The sequence below is a fragment of the Vibrio sp. 2304 genome (assembly GCF_033339475.1).
Classification (GTDB): domain Bacteria; phylum Pseudomonadota; class Gammaproteobacteria; order Enterobacterales; family Vibrionaceae; genus Vibrio; species Vibrio alginolyticus.
The window spans coordinates 911,198-932,834 of sequence record NZ_JAWOUQ010000001.1 but is presented as its reverse complement, the minus strand read 5'-3'; the positions used below and the strand labels follow the sequence as shown (position 1 = coordinate 932,834).

Sequence of the window (21,637 nt, the reverse complement as noted above, 5' to 3'; positions counted from 1 at the left end):
TTTCCTTTAAATAGTAATTGTTATAGTTCGATCTTTTGTACGTTCGTGTTTTTTAAGCACAGAACCAATACCTAACTGCCCCTGCTGTTTCGATAAACAAGCTTGTGGTAGCAAACTATGTTTGGTGGTGAGCTGCCACTTCAGTTGTTTATGTTTTCCAATCAACTCATAAGCAGCGTTCTTAATGATTGCTATATTGGGTTGGTTAGGAAGCAATTTACTAACTAGCTGTTTATCTTTTGGCAGAAATTCTATTGTTGTCCCCGCGTTGATGTTCCATGCTTTCGAACCCAAAGACGCTCCTAAACCAAGTTGAGCAAACTGCCCTTCAGGCATAGTTCGGGATGCAAGGCGTGTTTGCTCTTCTTTCGTAAGGTGTAACCATTGTCCTTGAAATTCATGAACTTTTACTTGGCATCCAGATAAACATTCAAGAATACTTTTTAGTCCACCTTTACTTCTCACTGGTGAAGCAAACACACCACCATAGTGCCGGGACAGTGAACTCCCTTTCCCAGTTAATGCCGATTTACAGCTTTCTAACGGCGAACGCGCGCCCTGCGCATGCGCACGAGACTGAACAGTCAGCTGACTCAGTTGCCAACATCGATAATAAAGAGATAATAAGCGATGATTGAAAATATCGTAGAAGTCCACCATAGCCGTATCGCCTTCTTTTTGGCGATGTAAAGCTAATTCACTATAGTGCTGGGGAAGCACACCTTGCTCACCCGTTAGGCCTATTAAATTGGTCTCAATCTCTAACTTGCTGTCATCTATATTTTTCAGTTCACAAAGCTGAGCATTTTCAAAACCTAATGATGGATTAACCTTTAAGTTTAGCTTTTCATGCTTCGGTAACGCATCTGTTCCTATTTGCGCCTCTGCTTGCAGAACTTCGTGTTCAATAAGATGAATCGCTTCAAACAATGGATGTTGCTTTAATTCTCGATAAAATTGTTCCGCGTTCATAGCAACACCTTATCGCCAGTTAATGCGGGCCATAAGTGGAAAGACTTTCCCGTGGACTTAAGTCTTATTTCTAACTGCGTAAAAATGTTAATTTCAGCATATTGCGAGAAGTAAACAGATAAAACACTACCTAAGAGAAAGATCTGCTCTTTAGGTAAAATTTGATCAGAAACCGTCAAAATAATTTTTATACCGTGCGCAAATCCAACTTTGCCTTTCTGACTAATTCTTCCTGTAGTCGGCTCAAACTCTAACTTAGTTAAAGCATCGATTACCGCTTTCGTTTCTGCTGTCCCAGAAAATGCATAGAGATTAAGGGTCTGCTTCAAAGTTGCTAAACCATCTTCCTCGGTAAAATGGTTTAAAGTTAAAAGCTTAGTTAACTGCCATCGTGTGCTTTCATCCATTTCTGGCCGAATAGTTTCTGATAAAGAAACTAAACAACGAACAGATTCGAAATTGTCATTTACCTCCGGTAAAGATACTTGCGGCAGCCCACCTCCAAATGGAAGTTTCTGCGCTAAGTTGCGGTTACAGCACTCAGCTTCCACGTACATTAACCAGTTTTCCCGGCTATCCGGGCTGAACAATTGATGTTTTTTATCAACAAAAGAAATGTAAGTTTCTCTACCGGGCTCATCATACCCACCAGCCCAGTTCTTATCCTCACGTCTCATCAACCAATAAATCTCACTAGTGTTCGTATAATGCGTGTGCTCACCAGCGTGATAACATGGCAAATTGTGGTACGTTTTGTTCCAATTTCTCAACGTTACGTCAGAAATTGAGACAACCTCATTACTTTCAGCTTCTTGGTATTGTGGAGACAAGTGGTAATCGTATTCAGTTGGTAGAATACGCTTAGGCTCCATAATACTTTTAAATAAGTTGATCACAGGCACACAGCCTACCATTAAGCTTTCTTCGTCCACTTGCTTTGGAAGCCAGTCATCGTTGGTATCAAAGTAAAAATACAGTTCGACTTGCTCTCTAAGATCTAGCTCTGATAATCCAAGTTCGGTGATATCAAAGAACATAAACTTCTCAGGAAAGTGTAAATACTCAACAAGTAATCTTGCTCCTGAAAAGCTTCTTTTACTGTATGGCACAACTTTCTCGCCTTCTGAAAATCCCACTTCAGAAAGATGTCTTTTGGTTAAAGGACGAACTTCTTTGCCATCCACAACAACAGATAAACCAATTAGGTTTTGAAACAGCATTTGGTAGAGCTTAAAAGTCAATTGAGATTGACCGTTTAAATAGAAGCGCAGCCGTTCTACCCCCATTTCACCAAGAGGAGTCTCTTCATCTTGAGCCGTGAGCTGTACTTTCAAAACTGAATGAGCATTGCTTTCCCATCGTGAGCCAACTGGCTTGAAAGGCGCATTTTTAAAAACGCCAGAGGTCACATCAACAGGATACATTCTGACCGGATAACAAGTTCTAAACTCGCACTCATGATATCCAGGAGCACCGATAACAACTCGCTCGCCTTCTTCTACATCAAAATAAGAGGAAGTGGAGTTAGAACAGCTCATTTTAATGACTGACATTGACGGGATTGGGGCGTGAAAATCCGGATATAACTGTCCCATCAAAGACTCTGTAAACTGAGGGTAACTATTGTCTAAGCTTTGTCTAATCCTTGCTGTTAGGAATGCGCAGCCTTCTAACAATCTTTCTACGTGTGGATCGTCAACCTGTTCCTCACTAATACGAAGTCTCGCGGCAATCTTGGGATACTGCTCACCAAACTCTTGCCCTTTGTGACGCAAATAAGCTAACTCGCGATTATAGTACTTGAGAAACTCTTCACTCATTTTGCTCTACTCAGTTTCATACCTAAATTTACCGGCTCTACTTCAGAATTGAATCGCACTTCATGAATACTGTTATCAATTAAGCAAGTGGCATTTATCTGTAACCTCAATACCCTATCAATAGCGTTTTTCTCGTCCGAAATCTGGACATGAGGGTTCCTTAACCTCGGCTCAAACTCTTTAATTGCATCATGAACAATGTCGCAAAGCTGATTCTGCCCTTCTTGGCTGCTATAGGGCATTGAGGAAAAATCTGGCAGCCCATAATTCAATATTGAATAACGAACCTCTAGAAGATCATCAGGAATGTTTTTCCATCCAATACGACTATTCAGCATCGACTCTAGATCTCTAAGTAAGCTGCTCAACATCTGTTGCTGGCTTGCAGGGAAGTCTTTCTCATCTCGAGTGAGAGGATCACTATCTATCAATTTGTCGAGCAGAGAAACGGTTAACGACATGATATTTCTACGCTATTTGTTTCTGTTCTAATAATGTAGTCAAATCACAGATTGGAAGCGCTGAGTCACCGACTAACCAACATTTTTGACCCAAGCCAACAAAAGATTCTTGCTCACCAATCTGCTTCCAATCCGTTTCTCGACCTAACTTTTGCGCATCGGTCTCTGAGTCAACATATGTCAACGGCATATGGCCTTCGCCTTCACCAAGCCCATCGATATCAAACTCGACAGGTCGCCAAATACTCTCTAACAAAGAAGCAGGTGCTTTAACTTCTAGCGTATGGATGCTCGATATGGGTACAAGAAAATAGTTACCTGCTGTAGAAAACAGTTCAATGTAACCACCTAAACGATCATCAATATCTCTAGCATCTTCGTAGTTTGTGCCGTTTACGTTAAACCCTTTAATAGTACGATGCTCTTCAATGCGATGCGATAGACGTGACGCTTCTTCGTACTCTTGATTTCCGAGAGCAAGATTAAATCGAACAAGCTCTTTAGTTAATTCCTCATCACCTATTACTTTGGCACTAGCCGCACCATTGATAAAATCCTTTCTAGCTTGAGCTGCTTTCACTAAATGTCGTAGCTGACTTGCACCAGGCAGATACTCAGGAAACAATTTAATCGATTGCATGAGCTGAGCGTCCGCACGCTCGAAGTCCCCATCAATGCAAAGAAGCTCAATGAAGGAACTTCTCAAGCTCGCATCTTTAGGGGTTGCTTTAATTTCATCAATTAATTGCTCTAGAGCGTGTTGCAATAGGCCTTGGGACAAAGCATTTTTCCATTGAGTCATTGTTATTTCCTTACACCATGTGCTCTGGTGATAATTCGGTAATTAATTTAATGCTAGATACCATTTGATCGAGTTGAAAATGCGGTCGCAAATGGATAACTGAGTAATAATGTCCAGGAGTTTCTCTTTTCTCTCGAACTGTAATTTTCGCTTCATTTAGGGGGTATTTAGCTCGAAGCTCATCAGACGCTTCATCTGATGCGGTAGTGTACTGATGTAACCAGCGTTGAAAGTCACGCTCTAGGCTTTTTGCGTCTTGATACCCACCAATTTTGTCACGCCCCATAACCTTGAGATAATGTGCGACTCGCGATACACACAATGTGTATTGCAACATCGATGTCAGTTTTGCATTCGTTGAAATATGCTTTTCTGCGTATTGTTTGGGCTTGTAGAGAGATACATTCGAGGTCATCCCCACCATATCGGTCTCAGGTATTGGAGAAATAGAAATAAAACCGCACTCAGACAATTCTTGTTCTTTTCTCTCAGAGATTTTCAAGTTTAACGGACATCTTTCACGATCATTCTTGCCATTAACACGCATCTTGCTCCTTGTAGGAGCGACGATAATACCCTGACTGTAATCGCCTTGTTTAATCCCTCGCATATGCGTGAACCAACCATGTTCCTGAAATGCTCTAATTGATACGGCAGCAAAACAGTACGCACTACTCCCCCATAGCAAATCTCGGTTGGAGTCGTAGATGTGTTCTTGAAAATTGAATTTATCATTCCGCGAGCCATCACTTTTGTATGGCTGACGGAACAAGACGTTAGGTGCAGTCAAACCAATAAATTTAGCATCATCGTTATCTCTCAAACTACGCCACTTTGCATAATCTTCCTGTTCAAATTGGGCCGCTATATCTCTTATCGCAGAGAGTTGAGCGAAACTATCAACACCAAACATCTCTGGCGATGCAGACATGATAAATGGGCTGAATGCTGCAGCTGCAGACTGAGAGATCTTACTCAGCACAGACAGATCTCTATCAAAATAATTTTTACTAGGGTCACAGCGAAGCTGATAATCTCCAACCACCACACCAAAGGGTTCTCCCCCTGCCATGCCATATTCATTTTGATAGAGCAACTTAAATAGTGCTGATTGGTCAAACTCGATGGCTTTTAAAGCATCTTTACTGATTTCATTCCATGTCGCCGTTAAAACCTTAACTTTTACAGAATCCGATGAATGAGAATCAACCTGTTCACATAAATACCTAACTCCAACCCACCCCCTTTCGAGCTGTTGAAACTCAGGATGATGTAATATTTCGTTTAGTTGAGATTCTAATAGCTCATCAATGCGGTTAATTGTGTTCATCACACTATGACGAAAGCTGTCCAAATCTCTTGAACGTGTACCTTCTAGCCAAATTCGCGCTGACGCTACAAGATCAGAAGATTCATTGAATCGAGTCAACCACGGGCTATCAAGTTCAGCGTAGCCTCCGGTACTGAACTCATGTTTTAGCTTGCTAGGGTCGCGAAAGTTAAGTGACACTGCTAATTCCATCTAGAACATAAAGATTGGTCATGGCTGGCCTTTCGACCAGCCAATTCGTTTCTTATCCACCTGACTGAGGGATCTTGGCCACAAGTCGCAAAGATGTCGTCAGTTCTTCCATTTGCAACCAAGGTTTCAGCCATGCTACGGCATTGTAAGAACCAGGTGCGCCAGGAATTTCCTTAACCTGAACACGAGCGTCTGCTAGAGGGTATTTCGCTCTGATCTCTTGACCACCGCCTTCAGAAGCATTGACGTAACCTAGGATCCAGCGGTTCAGCCAAGACTCAACGTCTTCTGCTTCCATAAAGCTACCAATTTTATCTCGAGCCATTACTTTCAAATAATGCGCAAAACGAGATGTTGCCATCATGTAAGGTAGGCGGGCAGAAATGGCCGCATTGGCCGTTGCTTCAGGGGATTCATGGTTCGCTGGTTTTTGACAGGTTTGCGCACCAAAGAACACTGCATAGTTGGTGTTTTTGTAGTGACAAAGCGGTAAGAAACCAAGCTTACCAAGCTCCGCCTCACGTCTGTCGGTAATACCAATCTCTGTTGGGCACTTCATATCAGGGTCGCCATCATCACTCATGAAGAAATGCGTTGGCAAGTTATCCACTCGACCGCCGCCTTCTGCACCACGGATGGCAGTACAAAATCCATATTTTGAAAATGCGTCGGTTAACTTAACACCAAGAACATACGAAGAGTTCATCCAACAGTAGTCGTTATGTTCAGCGTTAACAGCAATACCTGAAACAGGATCTACTTCGAACTCTTCAAACCCAAACTCTTCGACTGGAGCGGTAGCTTGTCCGTATGGCAAACGAGCAAGGACTTTTGGCATCGTCAGACTAACGAAGCGCGAATCGGCACTCTCGCGGAACGAACGCCATTGGGCGTATTCTAGTGATTCAAATACCTTATCTAGGTCGCGTGGTTTTGACAGCTCAGTCCACTCATCAAAGCCGAATAGTGCTGGTGAAGCCGCGGACAAGAATGGAGAGAAGCCAGAAGCCGCTACATTTGACATTAGACGTAACGACTCAATATCTTCTGGGTGGTTGGTAAACTCATAGTCTCCAATCAATGCACCATACGGTTCACCACCAGCACTACCAAACTCAGACTCGTAAACCTTTTTAAAGATCTGGCTTTGATCAAACTCAACAGCTTTGCTCAAGTCTTTATGTAGCTCTTTCTTGGTCATACTCATCATGCGAACTTTCAGAGTAGAGCTGGTCTCTGAATTCATCACTAGATAATTTAAGCCGCGCCAAGAACCTTCGAGTTTCTGTAATTCTGGGTGATGCATTACTTCAGACAACTGATCAGAAATCTGCCTATCGAGCAAATTAATCGCTTCACGAAAAGTTACAGTTAGGTTTTTGTTCCAAGTAACTGTCCCTTTCATTGCTTCTTCAGCGAGCGTTTTAATCAGCTCCTCAGCACGAGAAGCTTCGGTCTGCTTAGTCGCACCAATAGCTTGATCTAAGAATGAAGTTGTCTGTTCATTAACTGTTGGATCTAACTGTTTTTCAGCTTCAGTCGTCATTATTCCGCTCCTTCAGTACTGTCTGACTTCGCTTTCTTGTCAAGATCTAACTCGCCTGCAAGTCTTGCCAGATTGTCCGTATTGTTCAAAACATCCTCTAGGATATTTTCAAGCTCTTCTGAGCGGTCAACTTTTGTCATCAAATCACGCAGTTTATTACGCGTTTCCATCAATTGGCGTAGTGGATCAACTTGATTTACGATCGCAGCAGGCTCAAAGTCTTGCATTGATTTAAAGTTTAAATCGACCTCAAACTGTGAATCGTCATTCGCAAGCTTATTCGCAACTTTAAACTTCACCGATGGATTCATTTTTTTGAGTACATCGTCAAAGTTATCTCGATCGATCTGAATAAAACGGCGGTCTTTTAATGGCTTCAACGCTTCTGTGTTTTGACCAGCGAAATCACCCATTACACCTACAACAAAAGGCAGTTCTTTCTTAAGAGTTGTACCTTCAGTTTCAACATCATAGGTAATGTGGACACGAGGCTTCCGTACTCGTGATAGTTTCGAGTGGATACTCGTCATACCATTCTCCCTTTATTAATTTTCATTTTGTTCTGCTATGCCAACCAAACGGAAGTAGCTTTTCTTTGCATCCCCGTCAGAGATAAGTTCCGCCAGTAACTCCGGCAGAGGCATCCCACACCAACGAATGATCTGTTCGATGGAGTAAGAAACTGGTGAGTGAGGTTCACTCTCTCGGAAGAAATCAGCTACTTGCTGCAATTGTCTAATTGCCTGCTCTCGTGATTTCATGTTTGTCGCTAATAATGCATCACAACTTTGTGAACTTAACGGTTGTTCAGAAGAAGATTCATCAAGATCCTCTAGCTCTTCAAACACCGCTTGTGGTTGATTAAAACGATCTCCAAGAAGGTGCTTTAATGCCGAGTGTATTGATTCAAGTCTTTTTGATATATAAGAACTAGGAGTCACATCACCGACCGCTTCATCTAATCGCTGACTGAATTCATTAAATGATTCCTTAGCGAACTCCAAATCCGTGATTAATTCTCGATAAAACGTATCAGAAGTCGACTTAACCGTAGTTGTAATTTCAGATAGCTCAACAGCCCCAAGCTCGACTCGATTTCGGCGCTTATCTTCGTCTAAGCGCTCAAGCTCTATAGCTTGCTGATATTCCCAATAGGCATAAGCTTGCTCCACGCCTAAGTCAGTCAATGGTATACAAGCAATTGGAAAAATAAGTGTTCCTTCACTATCGATACCATTGAGGCCAATAATCGCCGATATTCTTGTCTCAATACCATCTTCATCAGGCATTGGGTACAGATCATCCCAAAAGTTCTCAATTAAACTGGTTGCGAGTTTGTAGCCAACGCCCATACCACGAAAACCATACAATCGAGTTAGGGCTTCTATAAGCCAGGCAACAAACTCCAAATCTTTAGACTGATTCGTGAGTATTTCTGGGACATCTTCAATAAATACTCGCCATAAATTACTGTGGGTATAGATACTTTCTTCTTCTATAAGAGCATTACGTTCAGCGTTGCGGGCGGCCATACGCTGATCTTTCAACCGATAGTATGCAGACTGTGGTGATACATCCTCTCTAGGATCAACACCTGTAGGATTTTCTTGAGATATAGGGGCCAACGCTTGTTCATACCAATCAAACATTTCATTACTCATAAGCTCTCCCTCTTAGAAAGACAGGTATTGTCGCGTCTTCTCTAGTTACTGTTTCGCACTCCGTTTGCGCTTGGCGAACTTTGATCAAAGCACAAGTTACGTTATCACTTGCGCCCCGAACCAAAGCCGAATGCATGAGCGCTAATCCAGCTTGGTTGACTGAGTCTGCATACAATGTCCGATGAATTTCCTCACTCGTAAGTTCCTTAGAGAGTCCATCGCTACAGAGTAGAAACTGATCGCCGTCAGCCAACTGCCCTGAAACTTGATCAATAGTGACACTTTCGTCGACCCCAACAGCTCTGGTAATAACATTTGCAAGAGGGTGAGATTCGGCATCTTCAAATGCCAATAAGCCCTGATCCACTAAGTCCATGACTTGACTATGATCACGTGTTTTTTGGACAAAATTACCACTTCTAAGCTGGTAAATTCGGCTATCACCCACCCAAAGACAGTGGTAATACCCATCCTGAATAAACAACAAAACAAGTGTTGTTCCCATCGTTTTACCGTCTAAGTGATTTTGTGCGTATTGGTAAATTTCTAAGTTCGCTTCTTGAACCACTCTTCGGATATCATCGATACTAGTATTGGAGACATCCTGCATGTGGCGCGCGACTCTATCCACTAGCATCTGGCTTGCTATATCGCCAGCACTGTGTCCACCCATTCCATCGGCAACCACCCAAATATGCTGTTCTGTCATATCCAACAGAGCATCCTCGTTATAAGGGCGTACTTTTCCTGCGTGCGATTTAGCAAAGGTAAAATAGTTCCAATTCATTCTTCTATCCTACCAATTCCACTTTTTCCAGCCGCCATCAAGCATGGCTGAAAACTGACCAATTGAAGGAAATCCACTAGTAATGAACATGCATGGTTCAACCTTCGTTGAACCTTCAGTCCACCAAAAACATGGTTTACTCAATTTTTCTTTAATGAGGTAATTCAAAAGCGTATTTTGATCAGTATTGCCGTGATCATGAAAAACTGTAGATATTTGGCTTTGATAAAGAAACTCTAGAGGCCTCACTTCACTTGTTACATTCGCAACGAGGTCATTTTTTTCTTGAGTACTCTTATGCCAAACATCAAAGACAAAGTCGTCCTCAAGTACTGAAAGAGCAAGAGCGGCACTGTCCTCTGTCCAAGCTCTGTCACCCCAATATTGCGCAGCTTCACCTTTTACGGCACGAGCTATAGTAAAGAAAAAGTATCTACCGCATGCATCAACACTAGGAATCATGCTACCAATGTAGGTTGAGTCTTCTAAATAGCTAATATCCAAAGCAAAGTGCCACACAGGAGCCGTTAAAAAGTGCTCATTCCAGCTTTCACCCAGTTGTTCCCTGCTGACTGCAATAACCGCCTGTTGCCAATCATGCCAACGCTCCGAGAAATCTTGTGATAAACCATCTTTCACAAAGTCCCCTTTTGCAGGCATTTTGCCGATATATCCCCAGCCTGATGTTATAAGGTTCGTGGACATCTGAACCTCTCCATTTCATTTGACCAAAACGGATTAATAGCACTAGAAGGAATAAGCTCTAGTTGCACCTTGTTTCCCTTTAAATCAATCATAACTATATTGTCTTTACGCGATTCTGGCCTTGCTTTAAGTGATTGATCCAAAAGCTTGAATATGCCCCACTCACCTTCATAGGTATGCGCAATTTCGCGTTTAGATTCAGGTGGTGTGAACACAATTCGAGTCTGATCTTGACCGGCAGGCCAACTCAACGATTTAGCTCTTGCTGGTCCATGCTTATAAACCAAATCTTGTCCACCCAACTCTAAGACAAATCGAGTAATGTGCTGGTCTAGATAAACAGGCTTCATCCCAAACTCTACGCGTAATGAATTATCAGATTCAAAGAAAGACTGCCTGATACGTTGCGCTCTTTGAAAGACCATTAGTGTTTCTGGACGAACTCCAATTTCCTTTTCTAATCGCCAACGACTTTTCGAAGTATCCACAAACGGTTCGAGGTATTCTTGGAAGAATGCGTCAAGCGTACCTCCATAACCAAAGAATCGCTTAAAGTCTTTCAATCTAACTTCTCTGCTCGCGTTGGGCTCGAATGGATATCTGCCAGCAATAGTCCGCTGATAAGGGCGGACCACCTGTGTTACCCAAAGTTGATTTAGATGATCCTTCGAACCGCTCTCCGCAAACTTAACCGACTCTTGAGAAAGCTCACCTAGCCATTGATTAAATGGTCTCGGCAAAAGTTCTTTAGCACGAGCGAAGGAAGCTGCGACATCTTGTGTAACGGTTCCATCTAAAATACTTTTGTAGGCAATTTTCTGATTGTTACCAGAGCTTGATAAGTCACTTAAATACGAACGCAAGTTAACCATTGCTTGTTGAATATCATCAAAGTCTTGCTCACCAAGGCGTAAGATCTCTGAAAAATGCGATTCGACTTCTTTACCTGGCAGAGCAACATTGAAGCCGTTTTCTTCAGGTAAATACATGTCTAGTCTATCTGCCGTATTTGAAAACTTAACTTTGGCAACTTTACCAGCAACTTCAGAAGCGGCTTTTTGATTTTCTGACAATGATACTTTTGATAGAGCAACCTCTTTTTGGATTGCTCTCAACAAAGATTCGATTGGTCTTTCAACTCCAGATAAAACCCTCGCTTGCTCTGTCGCAAGTTCTAGGCTCGGAGCCTGCTTCAATTGAATATCTTCGATCAACGTTTTCCATTCATTAACATAATCTTGATAGTATCGAGACTGAACGCCTTGGATGGCACTATCTTGATCAATTTCATGAGCCTTAAGATCGTCACCATAAACCCAGTTCTCTTCCATTAGGCTTTTTACTGTACGGTTGATCTGAATCTGAAAAATGCTATGAAAACCATTGTACGTGTAGAAACCCGAAATGCCTTGTGATAGCGGTTTTCCACTAGCTCGCTCGAACTGCTCAAGCCCTTTAGGTCCCAATACATCAGTCAAGCGAAATGAAGGTACATGACTCTTAGAAAATTGTATTTTCATTCGCTGATAAGCACGTTCAGGTAGAGACATTTGAGTCAACACTTCTCGAGCACTCGTAACGGCAGCAGTGTTGTAAGTAAAGCCTTGTCCATCGTTGCCTAATAAATATTGAGTGTGCTGTAGCAAACGTCTTCTTAAGTCTGCGTTTAGCTCACCCGGATATTGACGTTCGAAATAAAAGTTAAACCAAGCCAACACTTCATCTTGTTGATATTTGTCTGGATTGAATAACATCAAATACGTTTTTAACGTTTCGTACAAATACTCACGATGCTGTTGATTGCTCTCCATTTCTGACACCAAGCTATCAAGAAGCAAAGGGGCGAAATATTGGGTCAAAGCATCAGAATATGCATTGTTTGCCGCCTGAGATACTTTGTCTCCTTGATAGAGACCAAACCTCTTTACAGAGTCGGCATCACCGTAGTTGCTTTGCTTTCCGAGAGGAAGCGTCATCAACCTATCTAATGTTTCTACAGCTGAAACAATATCCGCTTCAAAATCTAAACTTTGAGCGCCAATCAGTGCATCAATATGGCTAGCTTGTTCATTGGTATCGACAATTAACTGTGAGTTCCACTTATAACTCATAAACCAAAGCGCAGAAGCTCCTAGCAGTAGCGTTGTACATCCAATGTAAACACCTCGACGCATCCAACCTGACTGCTTTTGATAGTGACGATTAACTGTTCCTAACAGTTGCTCTTTGAAAATAACCTTGTCAAAAAGATTCTTTACGAAATAACTATGAGAACCAGTCTGACTCTTTGCTAGAGCTAAACGATTTAACCCAAGTCCATTGGTTGATTCATTCATCAGCTTATCGACTGGTAAGCCTTCTTGAACCGAACTCAACATAAACACACCACGAATCAAGGCAGGCTCTTCAAAACTGTTTTGTGCAAAAATTTCAGCTAAAAACTCGTCAAGATTAGCTTGTAGCACTCTTAATTGCTTTGGAAATTCAAAGATAAGCGCGCGTTTATCTAAATCGTCCTCAGTTTCAAGTATTCTAAGCATACGGGCATCAAGGCGCTCCAACATGCCATGAAACTCTTTGTTGAATAGAGAAATAACGCCTCTTTCATCATCCACTTCACGAGGGAACATGAAACCAAATAAATCATCTCGTTCTTCCTTACTTAAATCGGCAAAGAATTCATTGAAACCGGCAACTAAATCCATTTTGGTGAGCAATACGTAAATCGGAAACTGCATGCCTAACTGGTTTTTCAGTTCTTGAAGTCTCGACTTAATTGCTCGAGCATGAAGACTTCGCTCGGTTCGAGTCTGAGACATCACGCTGGCTAAGCTTATCGTAACAATCGCACCATTAATTGGTCTTTGCGTTCTATACTTTTTCAACAATCCTAAGAAACCATGCCACGCTTTAGAGTCGACCTTTTCTTGACTGTCTTGTGTCGTATACCGGCCAGCCGTATCTATAAGAACTGCTTTATTTGCAAACCACCAATCACAGTGACGAGTGCCACCTACACCGGCAATAGAGTCAGAGCCAAGGCTGTCTCCTAATGGAAACTCTAACCCCGACTGCTTTAATACGGTTGTTTTCCCCGTTCCAGGAGGGCCAATCAATACATACCACGGTAAGTCATACAAGCTTCTCTTGCCTTTGTGTGTTTTCGTCACTACTTTGACAGCTTGCTCAATACGCTCGCGCATTAAGTCAATTTCACTTGCCGCTTCTTTATCTGATTGGCTATCAACCTCAAGCAACGTTTGAATACTTTCGTCTTCTTTCACCTTTTGCTTATGCTGCTTGGTAACGTTAAATATCGCCCAAAGCAACACCAACACTAGAATAGTGACTAGCCGTTGAAAGTCACTCTTTAGGGGCTCATATCCCGCTATCGTAATAAGTGGACCAACAACCCAAATGAAAATAGAACAAGCAGCGACACCGATAAGACCGAGAAACCATCTTTGAGTAAATATTCTGCCAATTTCTTTAATACGCATCTCTATCTACCTATTATTAATTCGCGACAAGAAGGTCGATTTCAATCCGGCGGTTAATAGCTCGGTTTTCATCACTACTGTTTTCAACTAATGGTCTTGCATCCCCCAATCCCTCGGGTATCACTCGCCCTTCTAATGCACTATTCGAGATCAGTTGTTCAGACATAGCAGTGGCTCGAGCTAATGATAGGTGCCAGTTCGAGGGATATTTACTCGTGAAAATAGGCCTATCGTCGGTGTGACCAGTAACAATGATCTTGCCTTGGGTCGACTCCAATGTTCTCGCAAGCTTAGAAATAACGGGTTGGATGTAAGCGACAACATCAGCACTACCTGATTCAAATAGATCTTGAGACTTTAACGAAATTCTTACCCTGTCTTGCAGCGGCTCAACATTGATTAGCCCCTTACCGATCTCAGTTGCTAGATACATTGAAATCTTTTCTGCAATTGGCGCTGATTTTGATTCTGACGTTGCATCTTGGTTAAGTTGTTGCGGTTGAATCAAATTGACTAATTGAGAAAAGGTGCGATTGGATGCCTTATTTAGCTCATAGCTAAAATACATATATATGCAGACCAATAATGCCGCCGTTACAGAACATACAACCCAAAGAGGGGCTCTATCAGAAGCTTTTGAGCCATTCAAAATGTGTTGGTCGATACTATTACTTAGCTCCTGAGGGACTCCTCTCCCATAAGACTTAAGACTAGCAATAACCTGTCTTCTCAATTTCCGGTGCGATTCCAGTCCATTTTTTTCTAAACGGTATTGACCCAGAAACCCGAGAGATAAGCACACATACATTAGTTCAAGCAAATCTAAGTTCGCATCTGGTTTCGCCATGCACTTATCAAGATGCTTAAAGAACGCTTCCCCACCTTGACTGCTAGCATAGAAGGAGCTAAGTAATGAATCGTGACTCCAGAATGAATGCCCACCCCAATTGGTGTTAAGGACAACTTCATCTAGTGAACAGCATAAACAATAACGAGCTGTATCAATGGTATCCAAATCAACGTCATGCTGACGTAATCGGTTCTCATAATCTCTAAGCTTTTGTGCCAATGTCTCTTTTAGAAACAACGGATCGGAATGAGTCGCTGTCGACCGAATTTGACCGATAATAGATAACAGGCCATTCGCCTCTGCTAGTAGAGAGTTATTCCCATAAGCGACCACTGAATCATTGTTCACCAATTCAGGGCTTTTTGAGATAACTACGGTATTATCCAGTGACTTTTCTGATTGTGGTTTCGATGCGGGTGCTCTTCCACCCGGTGTTGGTTTTACGATCGTTTGTTCCATACTGAGCGCGCCTATTGATTAATACTCCAAAGCTCAAGTTCAGCATTCGGAAAATGCCCTGATAGGTGAAGCGCAATACCGCCACTATCTTTTAGCCTCATCCAAAATGGCCCTTTCTTGACAACTTCGAAATAGACATAGCCCGTTTGGTAAGGAATCTGTCTCGGGACGACACTCAACGGCACTACGTTTATACCGTTGATTTGATTATTAATTAGATCGCGAATCTGTTCTGCCGGGCCAAACTTGAGTTGCGCTGGGACCAGGCGTCTTATTTCATCTGTTGTGGTATCTGCTTTAATTGCTAGCACAAATTGGCATGACTCAAGCAAGCGTTTATCTGGAAGTGGCGTCACTTGAATACCGTACTGGCGAGGCTCCAACGGAAGTTTGGTCGCAGTTTGGTCAAGAACAACACTGAGGTACTGACTGAGTATCTGATTCAACTCGCTATAAACACTTGATACATCTAAGTGATCATACGCAAGCAAACTTGGGACTCTTTTAGTTTTATTAGAAAAAGTGGCTAACTCACCAATGTAACCTTTAAGTGTCGTCGCTAATTCCAGTGGATGTAACCTATCTAACTCACTGAAATGCTTTAACTTCGCCTCATATCGGTTCAGCATTTGGAGCATGATGAAATCAACAGCAGATGCCGATGCAGATTTACCCTTAATCAAGCGCTGCGCAATAACGTCAGCACGCATCTTTGTCATCGCGATAACGTTACGTAGATAGGCTGACATAACTTTGTCGCTAAGGAGATTGATAAGCGGAGGAACGTACTCATCGTCTAGTATAACTTCCCCTTCAGGAGTTACCTCTTTGATCCTTAAGATAGGTAACTCCACATAACCCGCTAATTTGTCATTACTCGCTTTCAACTCTAGGTTAAGGGCTGCAACTTGGATGGTTTCCTCATCTTGTCCTGTAAGGTTATCTATCACGTCGATATCTTGAAGTACATAACGAGAGACGATCGATTCGCTTACATCTGAAACGTTTTTACCTGTAACACTTGAAAGAGGGAGAGTTATTTTTACTAACGTATTTTCAGTGTTTTTATCAATAAGTAGAGGCGAAACTGAATCGTTGGATATTAACGTATTAACCAACGTCATATCTGGCAAAACAGCTTCAAGATGCTCAAGTTCAATAAGACCATCTTTTAGCGCGTGTTTTTTTACTCGACATTTCCAAACTCCCCAATTGTAAGCCCCACCTAACTGATGTAAGCCCTTGAATTCTTGAGAGGTTGCGCGTTCTTGTTGTTGGAAGTGCTGGGGACGTAAAAACATTCCTTCGCACCAAGCCGTCTTGGAGTATTGCGTCATTTATAATTAGCCAACTAAACGTTATTTAACGACCAAAGACAGATCTTCTAACAATACTTGATATGTGTTGTAACCGGTCTTATCCACTTTAATGACTTGTCGCCAATTTGAGTTTTCAATATCTCGAAACGCGACGACAATGCCTAAATATTCTGTCTTTGGAGACATACTTGCTTGATATGTTTCTTTCTGACCTGGAGTTAATGAAACTTCATATTTATTCACTAAATCAGGTCCTAAAACTTTTTCACTGTCTTCATAAATAGAAAAAAAGTCCTGGCTTTCGAAAATGGTATTTGACGTTAATTCAAATACATACACCACTACAGGAGAAGGCCTGCCGTTTGAATCAGGATTAATGTTATGACTTGCTGCTATTTCTAAATCTGAGTATGGATCAACAACTAGGTTCGCTGCTGAGCACCCAAATAAAGCCATTGAAATTAATAACAAAATATATTGGTAAAACTTTTTCATCACCCTAATTCCTAACCTTTGTTTTTTAATGCTAATTCATAGTGCTTAGCGAAGTCTTCTAAATAGAACGGAGACTCTTTATTGATAATATCATCGGATAACTTTTTATGAATATCCTCAAACCTCTTCCAACTTTGAGCATATTTTCTAGCTGGAATAACCTTATTGATAACCGTGTCTTTTGCTAAAGCATCTGAGTATATAGAAGTAGGTTCAACAAGTGACATAACACTCGAAACCGTACCTTCAACACCTTTCATTAAGGCTTGCTCATGACTTTCGATGTCATTAAATGCTTCTTTAATGGCTGCATTTGGCTTTAAGAAGCTAGCGGTTTGACGGTTATATAAGTTATGAATCGCATCTTCTAAGTTTGCAGAAAACTTTAAAGGGTTATTTTCTGACTTACGAAATGCGGTATGACTAAGTCGATTTGTTTGTTTAAACACTGCTCTGTTATGCAGCGTTTCCATTAAACCAACTAGCATCAAAGAAAATGACTCCCCCAGTTGCTCAAACCATTCCTCTCGGTTATCGCTGGGAATCATCATTGGATCTATACCCACCCCTCTAACAAAAGCCGCAAGTTCACCCCCATTGGTATCAAAGTTGGGAGTCGATAGGTGTTCTGATTGTCGGTCAACTTTCGGTAAAGTTTCAGATACGGTGCTCTGTTTTTCGGGCTTTGGGATATCAATAAAATCATCGACTAAACCAATATCTAGCTGAAAGTCAGAAGGAACACTTTCGTTTAAGAGTTCACTAGCACTAAGGCCTAGGTCAACAAATTCTGCTTCCGATGGACTTGAGACTACTTTAGGGGGGGCGCTAGAAAGATTTTTACTTGTCTCAAGACTGAATACATCTGTATCTGTTTTAATAGAAACTGAAATTTGATAATCGCCTAAGCTAACCATATCCTCATCGCTTAGTGCTATTTCATTTCCTTGACCCACAGGAGTTACTGCATTATTTACAAAAGTACCATTAGTTGAGAGGTCTTTTATCAAGTATTTGTCACCAAACTTAATCAGTTCTCCGTGGGTTCCGGATACCACTCTTTCAGGATCTGGTAGTGTCCAATCACATTGTTCAGACCTACCAAATGTAACCTTGGCATGTTCATCACTTGATTCAAACACGAACTCACTCTCAATCTCTGGAGTAAATTTGTGAAAACTTGTTATGGTTAAAACCAACTTCATGTAAACCTCGCCAAAGACCTGCTAGATATTATTTTTAATTTTATTATTAATTGCTTTCTTATTAACAGTAAGATTAATAAAAACCTTAATACTGCCATTGAAAATCATGCACGGAATAATGAATCATTTTTTTATCAAAGCAATCACGTATTGTTCAACAATTTTAATTATCCAACCAAGTTCAAATTTTTGAAACTTAGACTTTCATCAATAAAAAAACGAATGTTAGTTTGGCCGAGAAATTCTAACATAATGACTTTTCATTGAGCAGAAAGGTATATATTCCCCCATCATTTATACGGAGTTCTTGTGATGGAAGACAGTAATAAAAACAATTCTATAAATAACGAAGAAAGCGGAGATAAAACCAAAATTGTAAAGACTCAAAAACGAGACAATGCAATTAAATCAACCAAACTCACTAATAATGAAACCTCCGTTAAAAATAAAAATGAAACAAATACAAAACTGTCTCAAAAAGAAAACACTCCGTTAGTTAATAAGAAAAAAAACAATAAAGATGACTCATTAAATAATAACAAAGATGTTATTAACGAAAGCTTAATAGGAACGACCGTTAAAAATCGGTATGAAATTGAGTCGGTTATTGGGCATGGTGGGCTTTGCGATGTTTACTTAGCTAAAGATAAGATTCTTGAATCTTCAGGTTCAGAAACACCCTACGTTGCGTTAAAAATATTACAGAAAGAGTTTGCTTCTCAACCAGAGACTGCACGCATGTTAATACGTGAAGCTCAACAAACTCAAAGGTTAAGCCACCCTAATATCATTAGGGTTTTTGATTTTGGTGTTGATGGCGAAATATACTTTTTAGTTATGGAGTATATTAACGGAGAAACATTAGAGAGTTTAATACAGCGTTCTAGGCCCCATGGGCTGAAGTTTAATGCAACTTTATCAATCCTAAATCAGGTACTCGATGCACTCTCATATGCTCACTCTCTTGGTGTAGTGCACGCCGACCTAAAGCCCGCTAATGTGATTTTAACGTCTGAGGGTAACGTTAAGCTGCTTGATTTTGGTGTATCTAAAACTCATCAATTAAAGCAGGATCAATATGCGGCTAAACGTAAATCCGAAAATGTTGAAACGCTTGGTTATACTCCCAACTATGCATCACTCAACCTGTTATCCGGTAAGGAACCGAACTTAAGCGACGATATGTTTGCTCTATTTTGTATTGCTTACGAGTTATTGAGTTGCAAACACCCTTACGCAAGAACTCCAGTTAATGAAGCTCTCAAAAAGAAGATCAAGGTCTCTAAACCAACTAACATGCCTGCATCTAAGTGGCCAATATTTTCAAGCGTATTTTCAACTGGCATCATTCCGAACGAGCTGACCCCTGAGCAGTTGAAACACAAATTGAATATGCGCTATTGGCCTATCGCTAGCGGCGCGGCAGCGAGTATATTATTAGTTAGCGGCATAGTATTTGGTTATCAGCAGCAACAAGAAACCATCGCCACTTTGGAAACCGTTATTAGCAAGCAAAATGATCAAATTGCCGGACAAGAGTGGCAGCTTGATACGCCAGCAGAAAAAAGTTTGGCACTGATTGATAGTGAAAAAAGCTTACATCCAGTCGTTAAGGCTGGCTTATTACGCTTACACAAGACCTATATTCTCAGCGAGTTTGAATCTGAAATTGATCAGGTTTTGAATTCTGATGCCAACAACTACCCGAATTATGATGAAATTGAGTCCATACTTGATAAAGCAAAAACCTACTATCCTGACTCACATAAAATAGAAGTTCTTGCCTTAGATATTCAGTCAAGCAAGCACTCCACGTTACTTTCGATAGCAAGGCAAATCAACAGTCAACTAGAAAAGTCTCGGTACAGTAAAGAAGATGGCAGTAAATCCATCTATGAGCTCAAGGATGAGTTAAATCAGATTCATCAAGGTTATCCTTTCACGCCAAGTTCGTTATCTAGCGATGTTTTCGGTCAGCACCTCACTGAAGCACTCCAAAAGAAAGACGCAGCTGCACTTGTTGCTCTTATTAAGGTTGGGAACACCTTCTTTTCAAACGTAGAAGAGCATCAAGAGAACTTACAGATAAGTAATGCGATGAAAGATGCAGTGCTGGAAATGAAATTGTATGAGACAGCGCTAGATTCCAACAGCCCTCTACCGTTTCCAGAAGATGCCGCTAGAATCCTGTTCCAAGAAGAGTTTGAAAACTTTTATTCTCGCCTAGAAAAGGCAAGGACGACAACTCATCTCGATAACTTAGTGAAGGATGTGGATCTGTTCTCGAAAAACTTTCCTATTGGTTTTCAGGATGTTAACGATTTAAGATTCAAAACTGCTGATAAATACTTACGCTTCTCCGATATATTACTTAATAAGCGAAGGACTTCAAGCGCAAGACGCGCTATGAAGAAAGCCAACGAGCTTATGAAGCAAATAGAACAGGACTCTAAGCAAAGCTAGTAATACAAAAGGGACGCGAGTCCCTTTTTTGCCGCAGATTACTTGCCAATATGCAACTAGATTGCTAATTTATACTTGTACTTAATGAGGAGAGTTAGCCTTGACTGAAGGAATAGTCAAAGTTGGCGAACGTCTGGCGTCCGTATGTAACGATAGCCTTAAACTAGGACTGCAAGACACTTACCGACTCGCCGTTTTACTTGGAAACGTCCCCTTTGCTACTTGTGTTAAAAACACACGAGTTGAAGTTTTTTCATCCCTACATTTCGACCATTGCCGTTTGGATATAAGTCAAAATATCTTTAACAATGACTTTCTTTTTGTAAGTTTATCTCAAGCGACAAGCAAACTATTTCTGCTCAAATACTGGTTATGCCATTCATACCTTCGGCTAAGCCTTCATTATCCGAAACATTCCTCTACCTCAACGTTTAATAGGGGTATACATGATTAATTTTGATGTTCTCAATACATACATGGATAACGACGTAGATCTGATCGTCACTGTTTTTTCTACATACCTTGAAGATCACACGAATGATATAGAGCGTATAGATGAGCTATATGCAAGCAGATGTTGGTCAGAACTCTATCTATTAGCTCATAGTTTAAAAGGCATTCTAGAGAGTTTCGGAGAAGACACCGCGGTCATTGCGTTTCAAAGAATAGAAGAAAAAACCAGAAACGATACAGCGCCAGATAGCTCAGATATAGCTATAGTTACTAAAGAGCTAGCTGCAATTAATCAACAAATCTTCGCTTACTTGAAGAATATGCAATAAAGAAATTCAAGGCTTAACTGGGGGAAATATGGCAATGAATAATAGCAATTTCAGGGAGTTGATTGAGTCTCTCAAAGACCTAACACCAACTCAAAAAAGGTACTTACTTAGCCGTACAAAGATGGCGCTAGATGATGAAAGTAATATGTTAAACATCAGTGATATTCTAACACCAGAAGAGTTGGAGGCGTTACTATCACCGGCACCAACAACGAATACAAAATAACAATGATATACAACGCAACCGTCAGGTTAACGCTAGGGACCAAGTGAAGGAAATCGACTTTG

General features: G+C 41.1%; 18 protein-coding genes. 3 read left to right on the top strand and 15 right to left on the bottom strand.

The annotated features are described in order from the left end of the window. Positions 1–6: 6 nt before the first annotated feature. The 15 genes from tssG to tagH are packed head-to-tail and all read right to left on the bottom strand — an operon-like array spanning position 7 to position 18,104. Entirely contained in the window at positions 7–972 is a 966-nt protein-coding gene (gene tssG, locus R7P64_RS04185; protein ID WP_262657212.1) for a type VI secretion system baseplate subunit TssG, read from the bottom strand. After that, positions 969–2,792 (bottom strand): type VI secretion system baseplate subunit TssF, encoded by a 1,824-nt coding sequence (tssF, locus tag R7P64_RS04180; protein ID WP_151515519.1) that lies wholly within the window; start codon positions 2,790–2,792, stop codon positions 969–971. The genes tssG and tssF overlap by 4 nt, the downstream gene beginning before the upstream one ends. Then, positions 2,789–3,253 (bottom strand): type VI secretion system baseplate subunit TssE, encoded by a 465-nt coding sequence (gene tssE, locus R7P64_RS04175; RefSeq protein ID WP_017635621.1) that lies wholly within the window; start codon positions 3,251–3,253, stop codon positions 2,789–2,791. Before tssE ends, tssF begins: the two co-directional genes overlap by 4 nt. 7 nt (positions 3,254–3,260) lie before the next feature. Further along, positions 3,261–4,055 (bottom strand): type VI secretion system accessory protein TagJ, encoded by a 795-nt coding sequence (locus tag R7P64_RS04170; protein WP_318123189.1) that lies wholly within the window; start codon positions 4,053–4,055, stop codon positions 3,261–3,263. Between the two features lie 10 nt (positions 4,056–4,065). Then, the gene (tssC, locus tag R7P64_RS04165) at positions 4,066–5,577 is read right to left on the bottom strand and encodes a type VI secretion system contractile sheath large subunit (protein ID WP_005387521.1); all 1,512 of its coding nucleotides are present in this window, start codon (positions 5,575–5,577) and stop codon (positions 4,066–4,068) included. A 52-nt stretch (positions 5,578–5,629) separates the two neighbouring features. Beyond that, positions 5,630–7,123, bottom strand: coding sequence for a type VI secretion system contractile sheath large subunit (gene tssC / locus R7P64_RS04160; protein WP_005375950.1), 1,494 nt, complete (start codon positions 7,121–7,123; stop codon positions 5,630–5,632). After that, complete coding sequence (tssB, locus tag R7P64_RS04155; protein WP_005387524.1) at positions 7,123–7,653, bottom strand: type VI secretion system contractile sheath small subunit; 531 nt, start codon at positions 7,651–7,653, stop codon at positions 7,123–7,125. Before tssB ends, tssC (R7P64_RS04160) begins: the two co-directional genes overlap by 1 nt. Positions 7,654–7,668: 15 nt before the next feature. Further along, on the bottom strand, positions 7,669–8,784 hold the full coding sequence (tssA, locus tag R7P64_RS04150) for a type VI secretion system protein TssA (protein WP_005387526.1): 1,116 nt from the start codon (positions 8,782–8,784) through the stop codon (positions 7,669–7,671). Next, positions 8,777–9,571 carry a PP2C family protein-serine/threonine phosphatase gene (locus R7P64_RS04145; protein WP_005387527.1) on the bottom strand — a complete coding sequence of 265 codons (795 nt, stop codon included), beginning with the start codon at positions 9,569–9,571 and terminating at the stop codon, positions 8,777–8,779. Before R7P64_RS04145 ends, tssA begins: the two co-directional genes overlap by 8 nt. A 9-nt stretch (positions 9,572–9,580) precedes the next feature. Continuing rightward, positions 9,581–10,276, bottom strand: coding sequence for a type VI secretion system-associated protein TagF (gene tagF / locus R7P64_RS04140; protein ID WP_005387528.1), 696 nt, complete (start codon positions 10,274–10,276; stop codon positions 9,581–9,583). Continuing rightward, the gene (tssM, locus tag R7P64_RS04135) at positions 10,258–13,776 is read right to left on the bottom strand and encodes a type VI secretion system membrane subunit TssM (protein WP_213872419.1); all 3,519 of its coding nucleotides are present in this window, start codon (positions 13,774–13,776) and stop codon (positions 10,258–10,260) included. The genes tagF and tssM overlap by 19 nt, the downstream gene beginning before the upstream one ends. 16 nt (positions 13,777–13,792) lie before the next feature. Further along, complete coding sequence (tssL, locus tag R7P64_RS04130; RefSeq protein ID WP_213972782.1) at positions 13,793–15,085, bottom strand: type VI secretion system protein TssL, long form; 1,293 nt, start codon at positions 15,083–15,085, stop codon at positions 13,793–13,795. 11 nt (positions 15,086–15,096) lie between these two features. Further along, positions 15,097–16,422 carry a type VI secretion system baseplate subunit TssK gene (gene tssK / locus R7P64_RS04125; protein ID WP_080276943.1) on the bottom strand — a complete coding sequence of 442 codons (1,326 nt, stop codon included), beginning with the start codon at positions 16,420–16,422 and terminating at the stop codon, positions 15,097–15,099. A 21-nt stretch (positions 16,423–16,443) separates the two neighbouring features. After that, positions 16,444–16,899 carry a type VI secretion system lipoprotein TssJ gene (gene tssJ / locus R7P64_RS04120; protein ID WP_213972783.1) on the bottom strand — a complete coding sequence of 152 codons (456 nt, stop codon included), beginning with the start codon at positions 16,897–16,899 and terminating at the stop codon, positions 16,444–16,446. Positions 16,900–16,910: 11 nt separating this feature from the next. Further along, positions 16,911–18,104 (bottom strand): type VI secretion system-associated FHA domain protein TagH, encoded by a 1,194-nt coding sequence (tagH, locus tag R7P64_RS04115; RefSeq protein WP_213972784.1) that lies wholly within the window; start codon positions 18,102–18,104, stop codon positions 16,911–16,913. Positions 18,105–18,416: 312 nt separating this feature from the next. Between tagH and R7P64_RS04110 the strand changes: the two genes are divergently transcribed. From R7P64_RS04110 to R7P64_RS04100, 3 genes are all read left to right on the top strand, one after another. After that, a complete protein-coding gene (locus tag R7P64_RS04110) occupies positions 18,417–20,567 on the top strand; it encodes a serine/threonine-protein kinase (protein WP_170960374.1) in 2,151 nt (716 codons plus the stop codon). Positions 20,568–21,013: 446 nt separating this feature from the next. Continuing rightward, positions 21,014–21,349, top strand: coding sequence for an Hpt domain-containing protein (locus tag R7P64_RS04105; RefSeq protein WP_025767707.1), 336 nt, complete (start codon positions 21,014–21,016; stop codon positions 21,347–21,349). A gap of 34 nt (positions 21,350–21,383) precedes the next feature. Beyond that, a complete protein-coding gene (locus tag R7P64_RS04100) occupies positions 21,384–21,575 on the top strand; it encodes a hypothetical protein (protein WP_025767706.1) in 192 nt (63 codons plus the stop codon). Positions 21,576–21,637: the final 62 nt, after the last annotated feature.

What these genes read in the sequence shown, in the direction of transcription:
- tssG (WP_262657212.1), bottom strand. Translation starts at nt 972, where the DNA reads ATGAACGCGGAACAATTTTATCGAGAATTAAAGCAACATCCATTGTTT.
- tssF (WP_151515519.1), bottom strand. Translation starts at nt 2,792, where the DNA reads ATGAGTGAAGAGTTTCTCAAGTACTATAATCGCGAGTTAGCTTATTTG.
- tssE (WP_017635621.1), bottom strand. Translation starts at nt 3,253, where the DNA reads ATGTCGTTAACCGTTTCTCTGCTCGACAAATTGATAGATAGTGATCCT.
- R7P64_RS04170 (WP_318123189.1), bottom strand. Translation starts at nt 4,055, where the DNA reads ATGACTCAATGGAAAAATGCTTTGTCCCAAGGCCTATTGCAACACGCT.
- tssC (WP_005387521.1), bottom strand. Translation starts at nt 5,577, where the DNA reads ATGGAATTAGCAGTGTCACTTAACTTTCGCGACCCTAGCAAGCTAAAA.
- tssC (WP_005375950.1), bottom strand. Translation starts at nt 7,123, where the DNA reads ATGACGACTGAAGCTGAAAAACAGTTAGATCCAACAGTTAATGAACAG.
- tssB (WP_005387524.1), bottom strand. Translation starts at nt 7,653, where the DNA reads ATGACGAGTATCCACTCGAAACTATCACGAGTACGGAAGCCTCGTGTC.
- tssA (WP_005387526.1), bottom strand. Translation starts at nt 8,784, where the DNA reads ATGAGTAATGAAATGTTTGATTGGTATGAACAAGCGTTGGCCCCTATA.
- R7P64_RS04145 (WP_005387527.1), bottom strand. Translation starts at nt 9,571, where the DNA reads ATGAATTGGAACTATTTTACCTTTGCTAAATCGCACGCAGGAAAAGTA.
- tagF (WP_005387528.1), bottom strand. Translation starts at nt 10,276, where the DNA reads ATGTCCACGAACCTTATAACATCAGGCTGGGGATATATCGGCAAAATG.
- tssM (WP_213872419.1), bottom strand. Translation starts at nt 13,776, where the DNA reads ATGCGTATTAAAGAAATTGGCAGAATATTTACTCAAAGATGGTTTCTC.
- tssL (WP_213972782.1), bottom strand. Translation starts at nt 15,085, where the DNA reads ATGGAACAAACGATCGTAAAACCAACACCGGGTGGAAGAGCACCCGCA.
- tssK (WP_080276943.1), bottom strand. Translation starts at nt 16,422, where the DNA reads ATGACGCAATACTCCAAGACGGCTTGGTGCGAAGGAATGTTTTTACGT.
- tssJ (WP_213972783.1), bottom strand. Translation starts at nt 16,899, where the DNA reads ATGAAAAAGTTTTACCAATATATTTTGTTATTAATTTCAATGGCTTTA.
- tagH (WP_213972784.1), bottom strand. Translation starts at nt 18,104, where the DNA reads ATGAAGTTGGTTTTAACCATAACAAGTTTTCACAAATTTACTCCAGAG.
- R7P64_RS04110 (WP_170960374.1), top strand. Translation starts at nt 18,417, where the DNA reads ATGGAAGACAGTAATAAAAACAATTCTATAAATAACGAAGAAAGCGGA.
- R7P64_RS04105 (WP_025767707.1), top strand. Translation starts at nt 21,014, where the DNA reads ATGATTAATTTTGATGTTCTCAATACATACATGGATAACGACGTAGAT.
- R7P64_RS04100 (WP_025767706.1), top strand. Translation starts at nt 21,384, where the DNA reads ATGAATAATAGCAATTTCAGGGAGTTGATTGAGTCTCTCAAAGACCTA.